19 protein-coding genes, 1 rRNA gene, 1 pseudogene and 1 riboswitch are annotated in these 18,199 nt (G+C 29.2%); all 21 genes and pseudogenes read left to right on the plus strand.

From position 1 onward, the window contains the following. Positions 1-74 (plus strand): 5S ribosomal RNA (gene rrf / locus LEQ07_RS23120); the annotation flags it as partial. A gap of 524 nt (positions 75-598) precedes the next feature. After that, complete coding sequence (locus tag LEQ07_RS14440) at positions 599-1,048, plus strand: rhodanese-like domain-containing protein (protein WP_263331200.1); 450 nt, start codon at positions 599-601, stop codon at positions 1,046-1,048. A gap of 383 nt (positions 1,049-1,431) precedes the next feature. Further along, positions 1,432-1,977, plus strand: coding sequence for an NADH peroxidase (locus LEQ07_RS14445; RefSeq protein ID WP_021428523.1), 546 nt, complete (start codon positions 1,432-1,434; stop codon positions 1,975-1,977). A gap of 160 nt (positions 1,978-2,137) precedes the next feature. Next, complete coding sequence (locus tag LEQ07_RS14450; protein ID WP_263331201.1) at positions 2,138-2,683, plus strand: NADH peroxidase; 546 nt, start codon at positions 2,138-2,140, stop codon at positions 2,681-2,683. A 352-nt stretch (positions 2,684-3,035) separates the two neighbouring features. Beyond that, positions 3,036-3,586 (plus strand): annotated as a pseudogene (locus LEQ07_RS14455) (glycerol-3-phosphate responsive antiterminator). Positions 3,587-3,799: 213 nt separating this feature from the next. Further along, complete coding sequence (locus LEQ07_RS14460) at positions 3,800-4,570, plus strand: MIP/aquaporin family protein (RefSeq protein ID WP_052952008.1); 771 nt, start codon at positions 3,800-3,802, stop codon at positions 4,568-4,570. Between the two features lie 46 nt (positions 4,571-4,616). Continuing rightward, positions 4,617-6,152, plus strand: coding sequence for a glycerol kinase GlpK (glpK, locus tag LEQ07_RS14465; RefSeq protein WP_046822714.1), 1,536 nt, complete (start codon positions 4,617-4,619; stop codon positions 6,150-6,152). Positions 6,153-6,244: 92 nt separating this feature from the next. Then, on the plus strand, positions 6,245-7,015 hold the full coding sequence (locus LEQ07_RS14470) for a glycerophosphodiester phosphodiesterase family protein (protein WP_046822713.1): 771 nt from the start codon (positions 6,245-6,247) through the stop codon (positions 7,013-7,015). A 162-nt stretch (positions 7,016-7,177) separates the two neighbouring features. Then, positions 7,178-8,638, plus strand: a complete 1,461-nt coding sequence (locus tag LEQ07_RS14475) for an NAD(P)/FAD-dependent oxidoreductase (protein ID WP_046822712.1) — start codon at positions 7,178-7,180, stop codon at positions 8,636-8,638. Next, entirely contained in the window at positions 8,628-9,872 is a 1,245-nt protein-coding gene (locus LEQ07_RS14480) for an NAD(P)/FAD-dependent oxidoreductase (RefSeq protein WP_263331202.1), read from the plus strand. The genes LEQ07_RS14475 and LEQ07_RS14480 overlap by 11 nt, the downstream gene beginning before the upstream one ends. A gap of 2 nt (positions 9,873-9,874) precedes the next feature. Continuing rightward, complete coding sequence (locus LEQ07_RS14485; protein WP_046822710.1) at positions 9,875-10,276, plus strand: DUF1667 domain-containing protein; 402 nt, start codon at positions 9,875-9,877, stop codon at positions 10,274-10,276. 222 nt (positions 10,277-10,498) lie between these two features. Then, a riboswitch (cobalamin riboswitch) is annotated at positions 10,499-10,672 on the plus strand. A 327-nt stretch (positions 10,673-10,999) separates the two neighbouring features. Then, positions 11,000-11,566 carry an energy-coupling factor ABC transporter permease gene (locus tag LEQ07_RS14490; RefSeq protein ID WP_332843222.1) on the plus strand — a complete coding sequence of 189 codons (567 nt, stop codon included), beginning with the start codon at positions 11,000-11,002 and terminating at the stop codon, positions 11,564-11,566. After that, positions 11,532-11,738: an energy-coupling factor ABC transporter permease gene (locus LEQ07_RS23125; protein ID WP_332843224.1), complete on the plus strand. Its 207-nt coding sequence runs from the start codon at positions 11,532-11,534 to the stop codon at positions 11,736-11,738. The genes LEQ07_RS14490 and LEQ07_RS23125 overlap by 35 nt, the downstream gene beginning before the upstream one ends. After that, the gene (locus LEQ07_RS14495; RefSeq protein WP_021428421.1) at positions 11,710-12,009 is read left to right on the plus strand and encodes an energy-coupling factor ABC transporter substrate-binding protein; all 300 of its coding nucleotides are present in this window, start codon (positions 11,710-11,712) and stop codon (positions 12,007-12,009) included. Before LEQ07_RS23125 ends, LEQ07_RS14495 begins: the two co-directional genes overlap by 29 nt. Continuing rightward, entirely contained in the window at positions 12,003-12,290 is a 288-nt protein-coding gene (locus LEQ07_RS14500) for a hypothetical protein (RefSeq protein ID WP_263331203.1), read from the plus strand. Before LEQ07_RS14495 ends, LEQ07_RS14500 begins: the two co-directional genes overlap by 7 nt. Before the next feature lie 17 nt (positions 12,291-12,307). Continuing rightward, positions 12,308-12,682: a CbiQ family ECF transporter T component gene (locus tag LEQ07_RS14505; RefSeq protein WP_332843225.1), complete on the plus strand. Its 375-nt coding sequence runs from the start codon at positions 12,308-12,310 to the stop codon at positions 12,680-12,682. Between the two features lie 9 nt (positions 12,683-12,691). Continuing rightward, entirely contained in the window at positions 12,692-13,174 is a 483-nt protein-coding gene (locus LEQ07_RS20215) for an energy-coupling factor ABC transporter ATP-binding protein (RefSeq protein WP_317852089.1), read from the plus strand. Positions 13,175-13,278: 104 nt separating this feature from the next. Then, the gene (locus LEQ07_RS20220) at positions 13,279-13,512 is read left to right on the plus strand and encodes a hypothetical protein (protein ID WP_317852090.1); all 234 of its coding nucleotides are present in this window, start codon (positions 13,279-13,281) and stop codon (positions 13,510-13,512) included. A 209-nt stretch (positions 13,513-13,721) separates the two neighbouring features. After that, a complete protein-coding gene (locus LEQ07_RS14515; RefSeq protein ID WP_263331204.1) occupies positions 13,722-15,944 on the plus strand; it encodes a DUF3553 domain-containing protein in 2,223 nt (740 codons plus the stop codon). Between the two features lie 26 nt (positions 15,945-15,970). After that, positions 15,971-17,269 carry a M18 family aminopeptidase gene (locus LEQ07_RS14520; protein ID WP_263331205.1) on the plus strand — a complete coding sequence of 433 codons (1,299 nt, stop codon included), beginning with the start codon at positions 15,971-15,973 and terminating at the stop codon, positions 17,267-17,269. A gap of 106 nt (positions 17,270-17,375) precedes the next feature. After that, positions 17,376-18,125, plus strand: coding sequence for a patatin-like phospholipase family protein (locus LEQ07_RS14525; protein ID WP_046824168.1), 750 nt, complete (start codon positions 17,376-17,378; stop codon positions 18,123-18,125). Positions 18,126-18,199 lie beyond the last annotated feature (74 nt).

Genomic DNA, 18,199 nt, shown 5'->3' on the forward strand with positions numbered 1-18,199 from the left:
ACACAGAAGTTAAGCTCTTTAGCGCCGATGGTACTTGGTGGGAAGCTGCCTGGGAGAGTAGGACGTAGCCGCGTAATCTTTTTTATTTTACGTGGATTTGTGGTGGTTGATATTTAGTTTGCGCTTGGGTCATAAAGCTGAAAAGATGCTTTGAATGACCACTACGCTGCAAACTAAATATCAACCACTTTTTTGATGTGTAAAATAAATAAGAATTACGCTTGTACGATATGAGATTAAATAATAAGAAAAGATGCTTTGAATGACCACTACGCTGCAAACTAAATATCAACCACTTTTTTGATGTGAAAAATAAAGAAGGATTACGCTTGTACGATATGGGATTAAATAATAAGAAAAGATGCTTTGAATGACCACTGCATTGCAAACTAAATATCAACCACTTTTTGTTGTATAAAATAAAAAGAGAATTACCTAGTTATGATATGAAATAAGGAGATAATAGAAGATAAACAAGAACAAATGGTTAATATAGGTAAAAACTATTGGTTTTGAGTTTAAAATAGATAAAAACTATTGGAAATGAATTGTCTAATGATGGTAAAATTTAAGAGTATAACAAATCAGGAGGGGAATTATGAAGAAAATTTTATTATTATGTAGTATGCTTCTAGTGGTAACGTTATCTCTAGTTGGATGTGGTAGCAAAGATAAAGAATCTGCTGAAGGTGAAAAGAAATATAATTACTATACAGCAGACCAATTAAAAGAAGCAATAGAAAGTAAAAAAGATATTACACTTGTAGATATACAACCTAAAGAAGACTATGATAAGCATCATATAGAAGGTACTATTCCTACTTATGCTTATCCAGCAGAAAAGGATGAAGAGAAAGCTAAGATAGATACAGTTTTACCTAAGTTAGAAGAAAATGATAATCCTATAATAGTTGTATGCCCAGGTGGTGGAAGTGGAGCTAAAAACACAATAAACTATTTAGAATCTAAAGGGATAAAATCAGACAGAATGTTTATATTAGAAAAGGGTCAAAAAGGATGGCCTTATAAAGAATTATTAGAAAAATAAATTTTAAAGCTATCTATATTATAGGTAGCTTTTTTAAGCTTAACTGAATTATACTTATTGAAGGCTTATTAACAATATATAAAATTTACTTTTAGTAATACACCATGTTCTTAGTATGAAGCTGATTTAAATTATTATAAATTAAATTAAATAAGTTTTAAGAAACACATAGATTGGTATATTAAATATAAGTAATATTAAATAGAATTGGTTATTTTAGTTAAAATTTTAGAATAATTATGATAATTTTAAATTTTATAAGATTTATTTTTAAATTTATGTTTAGTAAGAAAGTCGACGGGTATATATATACTATAACAAGTTAACAACAATTTAGAAACTAATTAAATTAATATATATAAGGTTAAAGGGAGGATTTTAATATGAAAAAATTTGTTTGTACAGTATGTGGATATATACATGAAGGAGAAACAGCACCAGAAATCTGTCCAGTATGTAAAGTTGGAGCAGATAAGTTTGAAGAAATGAAAGGTGAAATGGTTTGGGCAGACGAGCATAGAATAGGAGTAGCTCAAGGAGTAGATCCAGAGATAATAGAAGGGTTAAGAGCTAACTTTACAGGTGAATGTACAGAAGTAGGAATGTACTTAGCAATGAGTCGTCAAGCAGATAGAGAAGGCTTCCCAGAAGTAGCAGAAGCATATAAGAGAATAGCATTTGAAGAAGCAGAGCATGCAGCTAAATTTGCAGAATTATTAGGAGAAGTAGTAGTAGCAGATACACAAGCTAACTTAAAAGCAAGAGTAGAAGCTGAATATGGGGCAACTGATGGAAAATTAAAATTAGCTAAGAGAGCTAAAGAATTAGGATTAGATGCTATACATGATACAGTACATGAAATGTGTAAAGATGAAGCTAGACATGGAAAAGCATTCTTAGGATTATTAAATAGACATTTTGGGAAATAATATATAGAGATTGGATAAATAACTTAAATATATATCTAAAAAATGTGTTTAAAGCAACATATTTTGGGTATATATTTAGGCACTAGGAAAAACGTTAACAAATTATTGTAAATTAACGTAAAAAATTAAAATTATATTAAATATATGGAGGATTTTAAACATGAAAAAATTTGTTTGTACAGTATGTGGATATATACATGAAGGAGAAACAGCACCAGAAGTTTGTCCAGTATGTAAAGTTGGAGCAGATAAGTTTGAAGAAATGAAAGGTGAAATGGTTTGGGCAGACGAGCATAGAATAGGAGTAGCTCAAGGGATAGATCCAGAAGTAATAGAAGGGTTAAGAGCTAACTTCACAGGTGAATGTACAGAAGTAGGAATGTACTTAGCAATGAGTCGTCAAGCAGACAGAGAAGGGTATCCAGAAGTAGCAGAAGCATATAAGAGAATAGCATTTGAAGAAGCAGAACATGCAGCTAAATTTGCAGAATTATTAGGAGAAGTAGTAGTAGCAGATACACAAGCTAACTTAAAAGCAAGAGTAGAAGCTGAATACGGAGCAACTGATGGAAAATTAAAATTAGCTAAAAAAGCTAAAGAATTAGGATTAGATGCTATACATGATACAGTACATGAAATGTGTAAAGATGAAGCTAGACATGGAAAAGCATTCTTAGGATTATTAAATAGACATTTTGGAAAATAATAATTAGATATATAAATAAGCCCTCATATTAGTATTTTTATTTACTAATATGAGGGCTTATTTTATGATTTAAAATAAATTTTATATAAAAAATGAATATATAGTGTGTACTATTTATGAAAAATTTTGGAAGTTTAATACTGAATGATAAAATACTAACAAAAACACATACTTTATAAAATATTTTATGAAGAAATGTTTTATAATAAAATTTAAAATTAAAAAACAATAATATCTTATTTTTAAAAAGTGATATAATAAATTTTATAAAAGGCAAAGGTTTTGCTATACGCAATTTATTATTTTGAAATTTAAATAAATAATGAATTTGAGCAAAGGCGAGGAGGCATATATGAAAGAATTATTAGAATTAAACCCAATAATTTGTGCTATAAAGGGTGATGCGCATTTAGAGGATGCTGCAAATTCAGACGGAGATATTGTTTTTTTACTAAATGAAGATATTCTTACATTAAAAGAAAAGATACAAATTTTACATGAACATAATAAAAAAGTATTTGTTCATATTGATATGATAACAGGGCTTTCATCTAGTCCTATAGCTGTAGATTATATGAAAAAGAATTCAATTTGGATGGCATAATAACAACTAAAACTAATATAGTTAAAAGAGCTATAGAGTTAGATTTAAAAGTTGTTCAAAGATTTTTCTTTATAGATTCTATGTCTCTGGAGAACGCAATTGAAAGTTTAAAGAGAGTAAAACCAGATGCAATAGAAATTATGCCAGGTGTAATTCAAAAGGTAATAAAAAAAATGAACAAAACTTATCCTAACGTACCTATTATATGTGGAGGATTAATTGATAGAAAAGAAGAAATAATTGGTGGATTATCAGCTGGAGCTATGGCTATATCTACTACGGATATTGAGATGTGGTAATTAACAAAAAAGTAGCTTTTTCAATTGATATAGCAGTTTAGTTTATTAAATATCTAACAAAGTATTTTATTGACTGGAAAATGTTTTCGTGATAGCATTTAATTAAATTAATAACTGGCTGGAGATGAGAGAGCCCCCTATAAAAATGATAGGAGCTCTCTGTTTTTTTGCCTTATTTGACTAATTACATAAAATATCAAGGGAGGTATTGAGTTGAAAAAGACTTTATTAGGAGAGTGCATATCTGAATTTATTGGATCATGGATATTGATTTTTATAGGGTGTGGAGCTGTAGCATCTATGGTATTAAGTGGAGCAGATGTTTCTCAATGGGAAATAGGAATAATATGGGGGCTAGCTGTAACAATTGCAATATATGTAACTGGAGCAGTATCAGGAACTCATATAAATCCAGCTGTAACAATTGCATTAATGGTACACCGAGATTTTCCAAAGAAAAAAGTATTACCATATATTATATCTCAAATACTAGGATGTTTTGCAGGAGCAGCAACAGTTTATTTATTATTTAATAAGCTATTCTTATCATTTGAGAATACAAATAATATAGTAAGAGCTGGATCAAACGGACTTACTACAGCAGGTATATTTTCTACTTATCCAAATGCTGCATTAAACTCATTTGATGCATTACTTGTAGAAACTTTCATAACTATGTTATTAGTCATAGTGATATTAGCAGTAGGCGAAGAAAAAAATTCAAACAAACCTATGTCAAACTTAGCACCAGTTTTTATAGGAGTAACAATAGCTATAATAGGAGCTAGTTTTGGAGTATTAACAGGCTTTGCAATGAATCCAGCAAGAGATTTTGGACCTAAGATGTTTGCTGTTTTAGCAGGTTGGGGAAGTGGAGCACTAGGACCTGACATGTATTTTTGGGTACCTATAGTAGGACCTATAATAGGAGCTATTCTTGCAGGATTTGTATTTGATAAAGGCGTTAAAAAGTACATGAATTAAAATACATCAAGGATTTAAAATAAATAATCATTGGAGGCAAAGCGATATGAAAAAATATATGATGGCATTAGATCAAGGAACTACAAGTTCAAGAGCTATATTATTTGATAAAGAAGGAAACTTAGTAGCTACATCACAAAAAGAATTTACTCAATTTTATCCAAAGCCAGGATGGGTAGAACACAATCCTATGGAAATATGGGGAAGTCAAAGTGGTGTAATGAGAGAGGTGTTAGAAACTAATGGCATTAAACCAGAACAAGTTTGTGGTATTGGGATAACAAACCAAAGAGAAACTACTATAGTTTGGGAGAAAAACACTGGTAAGCCAGTATATAATGCAATTGTATGGCAATGTAGAAGAACATCTCAGATATGCGATGAATTAGAAGCTAAAGGATATAAAGATAAAATAAAAGATAAAACAGGATTGATTCTTGATGCATATTTTTCAGCAACTAAGATAAAATGGATACTTGATAATGTTGAGGGTGCTAGAGAGAAAGCTGAAAATGGAGAATTATTATTCGGAACAGTAGATACGTGGTTAATATGGAACTTAACTAGAGGTAAGGTACATGTTACAGATTACTCAAATGCAGCAAGAACAATGCTATATAATATAAAAGAGTTAAAATGGGATGATGAAATATTAGAAATGCTAGATATACCAAAAAGTATGTTACCAGATGTTAAACCATCTAGTTATGTATATGGACACACTGATGAGTATATGTTAGGTGGAGCTCAAATCCCTATAGCTGGATGTGCAGGAGATCAACAAGCAGCATTATTTGGTCAGACTTGTTTTGAAGAAGGATGTGCTAAAAACACTTATGGAACGGGTTGTTTTATGCTTATGAACACTGGAGAGAAGATGGTTGAGTCAAAAAATGGATTACTTACAACTATAGCCTGGGGTGTTGATGGTAAAGTAGAATATGCGTTAGAAGGAAGTATATTTATAGGTGGAGCATCTATACAATGGTTAAGAGATGAATTAAGAATACTGTATGATGCTAAGCAAAGTGAATTCTATGCTGAAAGTGTGAAGGATACTAATGGTGTATATGTAGTTCCAGCTTTTGCAGGACTTGGAGCACCGTATTGGGATATGTATGCAAGAGGATCTGTTATGGGGCTTACTCGTGGAGCTAACAGAGCTCACTTAGTTCGTGCTACACTTGAATCAATAGCATATCAAGTAAAAGATGTATTAAATGCTATGCAAGAAGATTCAGGTTTAGAGCTTAAAAACCTTAAAGTTGATGGTGGAGCTAGTGCTAATAACTTCTTAATGCAGTTCCAATCAGATATACTAAATGTAAGTATAAACAGACCTAAAGTACTTGAAACTACGGCATTAGGAGCAGCATATCTTGCTGGGTTAGCAGTAGGATTCTATGAAAATAAAGAGGATATTAAAAAGTCTGTGTCATTAGAAAAAGAATTTGAGCCAAACATGAGTGAAGAAAAAAGAAACTTATTATACAAAGGATGGAAAAGAGCAGTAAATAGATCTCTTTTATGGGCAAAAGAAGATGAAGAATTTGAAAAAGAGTTGGCTAGTGTAAAAAATTAATTATAAAGTACAGGTAAAAGTTATATAATTAAAGTAAATAGTAAAAACTTAAAAATTTTTAGATATTGGCATTAAGCAATAAAGGAGATCAAATGGGAAAAATACTATTTGCTCATAGAGGAATGTCTACATTAGCGCCAGAAAACACATTATCAGCATTTTCATTATGTAAGGATAAAGGAATAAAATGGTTTGAATGCGACATTGATATTTTAAAAGATAAGACCCTAGTGATAAATCATGATGATACATTAGACAGATGTAGCAATAAAACAGGGTCGTTATATAACATTTGCAAAGATGATTTAAGGCATATAGATGCAGGAAGTTGGTTTGGTGATGACTATATTGGAGAAAGAATACCTACTTTAGATGAGTTAATTGAATTGATAAATAAATATAAATTAAACGTCAATTTTGAATTGAAATCATGTTGTGGAGGTAAAGAATTAACACAAGAACTTATACAGAGATTTGTAGAAGCTTTAAATAAATTAGATGATGATATAAGAGTTATCGTTTCGAGTTTTAACCCATTAATGTTATCTAAATTTAAAGATTTAAGACCCAATATTCCGGTAGGATGTTTATTTGAAACACATAATTTGTATGATGATTGGTCTTCTATAATGGAAATGTGTAGAGCTGAGTATATACACCCACAAAATGAAGGATTAACTAAAGAAATGGTAGAAAAATTTAGAAGTCATGGATATAAAATTAATGTTTGGACTGTAAATGATTTAGCCAGAGCAAACCAATTATTCAATTGGGGAGTTACAGGTATATTTACAGACATAGCGGATAGATTCCCTAAATCATATAAGTATAAACAGGATATTGTTTGTGAAGCAAATATATAATCAAAATAATTTAGGGTAGTGACAGTTAAAATAATCTATGATAATATAGAATTATAAAAGGAAAACGATTTTAAAAAACGAAATATTATGGCGAAGAGATAAGAGAGCCTTCTATACATTGTATAGGGGGGCTCTCTATTTTTTTTTCAAGGAGGCAAAATTATGTATGATATAGCAATAATAGGAGCAGGGATAAGTGGAAGTGCCATAGCTAGAGAATTATCAAAGTATAATTTAAAAACAGTAGTTATAGAAAAAGGAATAGAAGTTTGCCAAGGAACTACTAAGTCAAATAGTGCTATAGTGCATGGTGGATATGATGCAAAGGTTGGAAGCTTAAAAGCTAAGTTAAATATAGAAGGTAATAAATTATATAAAGATTTATGTAAAGATTTAAACGTAGACTTTAAACAAATAGGATCGTTAGTTTTAGCATTTGATGAAGAAGAAATGAAACACGTTAGAGGTTTATACGAAAGAGGATTAGAAAATAAAGCGGCTGGATTAAAAGTATTAAAAAAAGAAGAAGTATTAGAACTAGAACCAAATGTTAATGACAATGTAGTTGGAGCATTACTTTGTGAGAGTGCAGGGATTGTTTGTCCATTTAACTTAAATATAGCACTTATGGAAAATGCTATGTTTAATGGGGTAGATTTAAAACTAGAATCTGAAGTTTCAGACATAGTTAAAGAAGAAGATTGTTTCAATATAAAAATAAAAAACAAAAATGATATAAAAGCTAAATATGTTGTAAATGCAGCTGGAGTTTTTGCTGATAAGATAAACAACATGATAGGTGGAGATGAATATTTTATAATACCTAGAAAAGGAGAATATAAAATATTAGATAAAAGTGAAGGAAAAATTGCTAATCATGTTTTATTCCAATGTCCAACTGAAAAAGGAAAAGGTGTATTGGTTACACAAACTGTACATGGAAATTTATTAGTAGGGCCAAATGCTACTGCTGTAGATGAAAAAGAAGATGTATCTACATCAAAAGAAGGAATTAGTGAAATCGTAAATAGCTCTAAAAAGACTATAGAAAATATTGATTTCAGAAAAACAATAACTAGTTTTGCAGGACTTAGAGCAACTCCAAATACAGGAGACTTTATGATATTTGCATCAAAGAAATGTAAAAACTTTATAAATGTTGGAGGAATAGAATCACCAGGTCTTGCATCAGCACCAGCAGTTGCAAAATATGTTGTAGAAATTCTTAAAGAAGAAGGATTAATGTTAAGTGAAAATAAAAAGTTTGAGTCTAAGAGACATAAGAATAAACCTTTCATAAAAATGACTCAAGAAGAAAAAGAAGAAATTATGAAGAAAGATCCAAGATATAAAAAAATAGTTTGTAGATGCGAAAGTATAACAGAGGGCGAAATTATAGATGCAATAAATTCACTATGTGGAGCTAGAACATTAGATGGAGTCAAAAGAAGAGTAAGACCAGGTATGGGAAGATGCCAAGGTGGATTTTGCGGACCTAAAGTTATAGAAATATTAGCAAAAGAACTTAAAATAGATGTGGAAGATGTTTTAAAAGACTACGAAAACTCTAATACTGTATTAGGAAAATCAAAAGAATTAAGGGGTGAGTTAGTTGAAATATAATGTTGTAGTTGTTGGAGGAGGACCTGCAGGTTTAGGTGCAGCAGTTGAAGCTAAAAGAAATGGTGCAAAAGATGTACTTATAATAGAAAGAGACAGAGAATTAGGTGGGATACTTAATCAATGTATACACAATGGATTTGGATTACATGAGTTTAAAGAAGAATTAACAGGACCAGAGTACGCTCATAAGTTCATAGAAATGGTTAAACAAGAAAATATTGAATACATGCTAGATACAATGGTTTTAAACATAAGTGAAGATAAGACTATAGAAGCTTTAGGTGAAGACGGAATAATAAATATAAAAGCAGATGCTATAGTTTTAGCAATGGGATGTAGAGAAAGAACAAGAGGAGCGATAGATATACCTGGATATAGACCAGCAGGAGTTTACAATGCGGGAGCTGCCCAAAGACTTTCTAATATGGAAGGATATATGGTAGGAAAAGAAATTGTTATATATGGGTCTGGTGATATAGGGCTTATAATGGCAAGACGTATGACATTAGAAGGAGCTAAAGTAAAGGCAGTAGTTGAAATAAACCCACATTCAAGTGGATTAACTAGAAATATTGTTCAATGTTTAGATGACTTTGATATACCTTTAATGTTAAGTACAGGAATAACACATATAGATGGAAAAGAAAGAGTAAAAGGAGTTACAATTAGTAAATTAGATGAAAACAAAAGACCTGTAAAAGGAACAGAAGAATATATAAGTTGTGATACTCTTCTTTTATCTGTTGGACTTATACCTGAGAATGAATTGAGTGTTGAAGCTGGAGTTGTATTAGACAATAAAACTAGTGGCCCTATTGTAAATAATTCTATGTCTACAAATGTAGATGGTGTGTTTGCATGTGGGAATGTTGTCCATGTTCATGACTTAGTTGATTTTGTTACAAAAGAAAGTAAGATAGCTGGAAAGAACGCAGCTCTATATTGTTTAAATAAGTTAAATAAAAATAAAGAAGTAAATACAGTTGCAGACAACGGAATTATATATATAGTTCCTCAAAATATAGATGTTAGTAGCGATGAAGATGTAAATTTATTTATGAGAGTAAGAGAAATTTGTAAAAATAAAAAGTTAGTTGTTAGAAGTAACGATGAAATTATTTTAGAGAAAAAGAGATCTCATATGATACCTTCAGAGATGGAGAATATAAAAATTAGTAAAGATTTATTTAAAGATATTAAAGGTAATATAATAGTTAGTGTAGAGGAGGCATAATTATGAAAAATGTTACTTGTACAGTATGTCCAATGGGATGTTCATTAGTTGTAAGTAAAGTTAATGGAGAATATAAAGTAGAAGGAAACACATGCAAAAGAGGAGCAAAATATGGAGTTGAGGAAGTTACAAATCCAAGAAGAGTTATAACTACTACAGTTAAACTTAGCGGTTCTTACTTAAATTTACTTCCAGTTAAAACTAATGATTCTGTACCTAAAGAGTTAATGTTTGATATTATGAAAGTTTTAGACAAAGTATGTGTATGTGCACCTGTTAATGTGGGAGATATTATAGTTAAAGACATATTAGGAACAGGTGTTGATATTGTAAGTTCTAAGAGTATGGAAAGTATGAATACAAGTGATAAAAATAGTGATCATGAATTAAGAGATTGTATATAATAAAAAATTAATGGACAATAAAAATAACCTTCTTTAGATATCAACATATTTAAAGGAGGTTACTTTTATTGTTAGAATTATTAAAGTGTATAACTTATTTTAGTAATAACTATATAGTTGGTTAAATATACTTAAGTATAAAATAAAAATAAAAATTTTAGAGGAATATAGAAATTTTTATAGAATTATATATAATATATAGAGTATGTGATAAATTATAATTAAATATTAGAGATTATAGGTTTTTTAAAATTAATAGGGAAAGAGGTTAAAATCCTCTGCAGCCCCCGCTACTGTAAAGCTGATGAAACTTTTGGGACCACTGTAAATTTTACGGGAAGGAAAAGGAGTAAAGAGAAGCTAAGCCAGGAGACCTGCCTATAATTGAAAAATTAAGTTCTTCGGGGTGAAGGAAAATAATTGAAAGTATCGTAGTTTAAAATTACTATGTCCACTTTATAATGTTATTAAATCCTAATCCAAAGATTGGGATTTTTTTACGCTTAAGTAAAGTATGCTTACAAAAAACTATAGGTATTCTATAAAATTTAGTTATATTAAAATACTAGGTTTTGGGAGTAAAAATTTTTTGAGCAACGGACGAAGTCGTTGGCGACATGAGCAAAGCGAATTTTTATGTATGCCCTTTAAAACTTAGAATTGATTTAGTCATTTTATCACATGAAACAATAATGTACTAAATAAAAAAGAGAGGGATTTAAAATGAATTATTTAAAATTATCAGTTATAGCAGGGTTACTACTTGTAATCTTAAATCCTGTGACTTCACATGCAATGCACATCATGGAAGGATTCTTACCTATGCAATGGTCTATATTATGGACTGTCGTATTTATACCATTTTTCATATACGGGTTAAAATCAATAAATAAAATAGTAAAAGCTGATCCTAAAAAGAAAGTACTATTAGCTCTAGCAGGTGCATTTGTATTCGTATTATCAGCTTTAAAAATACCATCTTTAACAGGTAGTTGTTCACACCCTACTGGTGTAGGTCTAGGAGCAATATTGTTTGGGCCATCTGTAATGGCAGTAGTTGGAACTATAGCTTTATTATTTCAAGCTATACTTCTTGCACATGGAGGACTTACAACTTTAGGAGCAAATGCTTTTTCTATGGCTATAGTAGGTCCTATAGTATCATTTTTAATATTTAAATTCTGTAAAAAAGAAATATTAGTACAGGAAAAAGTGTATTTTTTCAGCAGCATTAGGAGATTTAGCTACATATACTATAACTGCAACTCAATTAGCATTAGCATTTCCTGATCCAGCAGGAGGTATATTAGGGTCATTAGTAAAATTTTTAGGTGTATTCTTTATAACTCAAATACCTATAGCAATTGCAGAAGGATTATTAACTACATTAGTATACAATTTAATAACACAAAATGAAGAAGGAGTTGTAGAAGATGAGTACAAATTCGAAAGTCAAAACTAGAAATAAAAATATACTATTATTAATTTTAACAGTAATCTTAATAATAACTCCGTTAATATTAAACTCAACTGCTGAATACGGAGGCGCTGATGGAGAAGCAGAATCTTTAATTAGTGAAATAAATCCTAATTATAAACCTTGGTTTAATAGTTTATACGAACCACCTAGTGGTGAGATTGAAAGTTTACTTTTCTCTACTCAAGCAGCTATAGGTGCAGGAATAATTGGATACTTTTTAGGGTATAAAAAAGGAAAAAAAGATAAATGTTAGAAATTGACAACTGTGCATATTTAAATAATATAAAAGATGTAAACCCATTAATAAAACTAGGAATTACATTTATAGGAGTTATAGCTTCTATGCTTACTCAAAATGTAAATATACATATACTTATAATGCTAGTTATGACAGTTTTAATACTATTTATAGCAAGCGTAGATATGAAACTATACATTAAATGTTTGAAAATACCTATGATTTTTTTAATTATAGGTATTGGGTTAAATTTGATTAATATATCATTGAAAATAAAGATTATATATTTAATATAAATATATTAGGATTATATATAGGGACTACTAAATTTGCTGTAAAAAGTTCAGTAAACATATTACTTAGAGCTATGAGTTGTATTATATCAATTTACTTTTTAATACTTACGACTCCATTTAATCAATTAATAATAGTATTAAAAAAACTACATATTCCACATACACTTATAGAATTGATGATTTTAATTTATAGATTTATATTTATATTTATAGAAGAAGCAGAAGAAATATATAAATCACAACAGTTAAAATTTGGATATACGAATTTAAAAACATCTTACAATTCAATGTCATTGCTTATAAAAACATTGTTTTTCAGAATGATGAGAAGATATGAAGATATGAGTACATCTTTAGATATAAAATTGTATGATGGTAAATTTCACGTATAGGAGACTAAAATGTTTAAAGTAGAAAACTTAACATATAAATATGAAAAAAATAATAAAGCATTAGACAATATAAGTTTAGATTTTTCAAATGGGAATATGATTGGAATAATAGGTTCAAATGGGTCAGGGAAGTCAACTTTATTTATGAATTTAATGGGTATATTAAAACCTTCATCAGGAAAAATTCTTTATGAGGGCAAAGAATTAAGTTATAAAAAGAAAGATTTGTATAACTTAAGAAAAGATGTAGGTATAGTATTTCAAGATCCAGATAAGCAGATATTTTATTCAAGAGTATATGATGATATTGCATTTTCTTTAAGAAATATAGGTTTAGAAGAAAGTGAAATTAATAAAAAAGTTTATAGAGCATTGGAATTGGTTAATGCTATAGATTTAATAGATAAACCAGTACATTTTTTAAGTTATGGTCAGAAAAAAAGAGTAGCTATAGCATCTGTTATAGCTATGGAAACCAAGTTGTTTTATTAGATGAGCCAACAGCTGGATTAGACCCAATAAGTACGAAAGCTATTATAAAAATATTAAAAGAATTATGTGAAAAGGGTGTAAAGGTAGTTATATCGAGCCATGATATGGATTTAATATATGACCTTTGCGACTATATATATGTTTTAAATAAAGGTAAGATAACTATTGAAGGAAATTCTAATGAAGTTTTTAAAGATGATTTGAAAATTAAAGAGGCAGGATTAAATAGTCCATGGCTTGTTAAAATACACAAAAACATGAATTTACCTTTATTTAGAAAAGAAGAGGATTTATACGGTTATTTTAATAAAATATGTATAAATTCTATTAATAATTAGCCCCTAATCTTATTAAGTTAAGATTAATATATATATAATAAATAAATACCTTTAGTCTAAATTTAATCCTTGGATATATATCTGAGGATTTTTTTCTTTGTAGAAAAATTTAAAAAGTGGATATGATTAACATGGGCTTTTAATAAATTTGAATAAATATAGATAATAGATTAAAATATACATATAACATATACAATCAGGAGGTAATGATGGATATAGATTCACTAAACCCCGCCCAAAAAGAAGCGGTATTAAAAACAGAAGGGCCAGTGCTTATATTAGCAGGAGCTGGTTCAGGAAAAACGAGAGTTTTAACAACAAGAATAGCTCATCTTATGAAAAATAAAGGAGTACATCCTAGTAATATATTAGCAATAACATTTACAAATAAAGCTGCAAATGAAATGAAGGAAAGAGTTGAAGAAACTATAGATTCGGATGTTAAAGATATGTGGATAACAACTTTCCATTCATGCTGTGTTAGAATGCTTAGAAAAGATATAAATAGAATCGGATATAATAGATCTTTCGTTATATATGATAGCTCAGATCAAGTTACTTTAGTTAAAGATTGTTTAAAGGAATTAAACTTAAGTGATAAATCTTTTGAACCTAAAGCAGTTATAAGTTACATTTCTGGAGCAAAAGACAAATTATTAAGTCCTAAAGAATATAAAGATATGCATAGAAATGATGCGAGAATGAGTAAAATTGCAGATGTATATACTTTATACCAAGATCGTTTAAAAAGAAATAGTGCACTAGACTTTGATGACTTAATAATAAAAACTGTTGAGTTATTAAAAAAGGAAGAAAGTGTACTAGCATACTATATAAATAAATTTAGATATATAATGGTAGATGAGTATCAAGATACAAGTAAAGCTCAATATGAATTTATAAAGTTGTTAGCCAAAGAGCATCAAAACATATGTGTTGTTGGAGATGATGACCAAAGTATATATGGATGGAGAGGTGCAGATATAAGAAATATACTTGAATTTGAAAGAGACTATGATGATGTTCATGTAGTAAAATTAGAGCAAAATTATAGATCAACTCAAGTTATATTAGATGCAGCCAATACGGTTATATCTAATAATATAGAAAGAAAGAGAAAAAAACTTTGGAGTGAGCAAAAAGAAGGCGAAAAGATTAAGATACAGGTAACATCAGACGAGATAGAAGAAGCAGATTTTGTTGCTGATAATATATGGAGAATTCATAGAAAACAAAACAAACCTTTTAAAGACTTTGCTGTATTATACAGAGCGAATGCACAAGCTCGTGCTATAGAGGATGCTTTAAATAGAAGTCAAATACCATATAATATATATGGAGGAACTAAATTCTATGAAAGAAAAGAAATAAAAGATTTAGTTGCATACTTAAGAGTTCTTCAAAATGTCCAAGATGATATATCTTTAAAGAGAATAATAAATGTTCCTAAAAGAGGAATTGGACTTAGAACAATAGAAAAAATAGAGGATAGAGCTAGTTTAAAGCAAGAGAGTATATTCTCCGTTCTTTTAGATGTAGATACTAACTCTGATATATCTACAAAAGCTAGAGCAAATATAAATGGATTTGTAGATTTAGTAGGAACTCTTAGAGTAATAAAGGATGCTTATTCAGTAAGTAAACTTATAGAAAAAGTTTTAGATGTTACTGGATATTTAGATGAACTTGAAAAAGATAAAAATGAAGACGCTCAAGACAGAATAGACAACTTAAAAGAGTTTATATCAATTGCTATTGAATTTGAAAATAGTAGTGAAGAAAAAGATTTAGAAACATTTTTAACTAATGTAGCTCTTACTTCAACAGAAAGTGATGATGAAGAAAATGACAGAGTATCACTTATGACAATCCATACATCTAAGGGACTTGAGTTTCCAGTTGTTCATTTAGTTGGTATGGAAGAAGGATTATTCCCTATATCTAGAGCAGTAAGATCTATGAGTGAATCTGATATAGAGGAAGAAAGAAGACTTTGTTATGTTGGGATAACAAGAGCTAAAAAAGAACTTTTTATGACACTTACAAAGAAAAGAACTCTTTATGGAAAAACTAATCCATCTATACAATCTAGATTTATGGAAGAACTTCCAGAGGAGTGTATAGAAAAATTAAATAAAGAAGAACATGAATTAAGCTACTCTAAAGCTAATTACAATATATTAGATAAATATAAGCAAAAATATATGAAATCTATGAACAAGGCTAGTGTAGCAAATAAGGTAAATGCCACTATAAAAGAAAGTAAACCAGAACCTACATCTGATGATATAAAATTAGGTTCAAAGGTTTATCATCCTAAGTTTGGGGTAGGAACTGTAGTAGCAGCTGTTGGATCTGATTTAACAATAGCTTTTAATAATCAAGGTATAAAGAAGATAAATAAAGAATATACGACACTTGATTTATTATAAAATAAAAGTTTTAAGGGGGAGTTGTAATGAATTCAAAAGAATTTGCAAGAAACTTAATAGGGTTTATAGAGAAAAGCCCTACAGCTTTTCACTCAGTAGAAACATCTGAAGAGTTATTAAAATTAAATGGGTTTAAAAAACTTGACTCAAGAGAAGCATGGAAACTAGAGCAAAATGGAAAATACTATACAACTAAAAACTCATCAGCAATAGTTGCATTTACAGTAAATACTAATAATCTAAAAGAAGATGGATTTAGAATAATAGGATCACATTCAGATTCTCCGTCTTTTAGAGTTAAGCCAAATCCAGAAATGGAAGTTGAAAAAACTTACTTAAAATTAAATACAGAATGTTATGGAGGTCCTATACTAAATACATGGTTAGATAGACCGTTAGCGATAGCAGGAAGAGTTGTACTTAAAGGAAAAAGTGTATTAAGACCTGAGGAAACTTTAGTAAATATAAATAAACCTATATGTATAATTCCTAATTTAGCAATACACATGAATAGAGAAGTTAATGAAGGGGTAGCTCTTAACAAGCAAAAAGACATGTTACCATTAGTGGGATTATTAAATGATTCTCTAGAAAAAGATAACTTCCTTTTAAAAACTATAGCTAAAGAATTAGGAAGAAAAATAGAAGAAATTATTGATTTTGATTTATTTTTATACGAATATGAAAAAGGAATGTTAATAGGGCCTAACGAAGAGATGATATCTTGTGGAAGATTAGATAATCTTTCAATGGCGCATGCTAGCTTACATGCACTTATAGATGCTAAATCATTAAATGGAGTAAATGTAGTTGCTGTATTTGATAATGAAGAAGTTGGAAGCTCAACTAAGCAAGGTGCTGATTCTAATATGTTATTAAATGTATTAGAAAGAATATCTTTATGTTTAGGTCAAAATAGAGAAGAGTTTTTTAGAAGTTTATATTCTTCATTTATAATATCTGCAGACCTTGCACATGCAGTTCATCCAAATGTAGGAGAAAAGCATGATCCAACAAATAGACCTGTTATGGGGAAAGGGCCTGTTATAAAAATAAATGCAAACCAAGCTTATACTAGTGATAGTCAATCTATAGCTGTGTATAAAACTATATGTAAAGAAGCAGGAGTAAACTGCCAAGAATTTGTTAATAGATCTGATGTAAGAGGTGGAAGTACAATTGGACCTATATCATCTACGCATATAGATATACCATCTGTTGATGTTGGAAGTCCAATATTAGCTATGCACTCTATAAGAGAATTAGGATGTGTAGAAGATCATATGGATATATACAAAACTTTTAAAAAGTTTTATGAATTATAAGATTTAAATAGATAAATTAAAAGGGGGGATGTATAAGAGGCTTTTACCTTTATACACCCCCTAAATTTATTATATAAATAAAAACTTAGGTTAGGAGTGAATTAGCATGAAAATAGGATTATGTTTAGCTGGTGGTGGAGCTAAAGGAGCCTTTCAAGCAGGTGTAATATATGGATTATATGAAAGAGGTTTAGACTTTGATTTAATATCAGGAACTTCAATAGGAGCAATAAATGGTTATTACATATACACAAAAAATGTTAACAAGTTGAAAGAAATGTGGATAAATATTCAGACAATTGGTGAAAACGGTGTCAAAATAGTTGATAATACTGTGGATAACTCTTTAGCAATTGATTTATTAAGCAAACTTGAGGATAACTCTAAAATTAAGAAAAACTTTTATGTAAATTATATACAAATTGATAATTCAAGAATGAATGAAGTTGTAGTAGATATATCAAAAGAAAGTTATGAGCAAGGCCTAGACAGTATAAAATATAGTTCACTGCTTCCTTTTAGACCTTCGAAAGATTTAAGTCCATCGGAACAATTTAAAAAAGATTTAATAGATGGAATATATAATGGATATAAATTAGATGGAGGAATGATAAATAATACGTTACTAAAACCATTGATAGATGAAAAAGTTGATAAAATTGTATTAATAACTATGAATAAAGATTTTGAAGTACCAGATTATGTAAAGCAGTCATATAAGGAAGAAAATATAATTGTAGTAAAACCTAATATAGAATTTAGTAAAAATGCTACTTTAAATTTTGAAGGAGAATTTTGCAAACAAATTTTTAATGAAGGATATGAAATATCTAAATCTTTAAATATTCTAGGCTAATAAATGGGAATTAGGCTCAAAATGTTGAATAAATCTGCATATGCTAGTATAATAAAAAGGTTCTGAATTTGAAA

The sequence above is a fragment of the Paraclostridium sp. AKS73 genome, assembly GCF_025671395.1.
GTDB classification, from domain to species: domain Bacteria; phylum Bacillota; class Clostridia; order Peptostreptococcales; family Peptostreptococcaceae; genus Paraclostridium; species Paraclostridium benzoelyticum.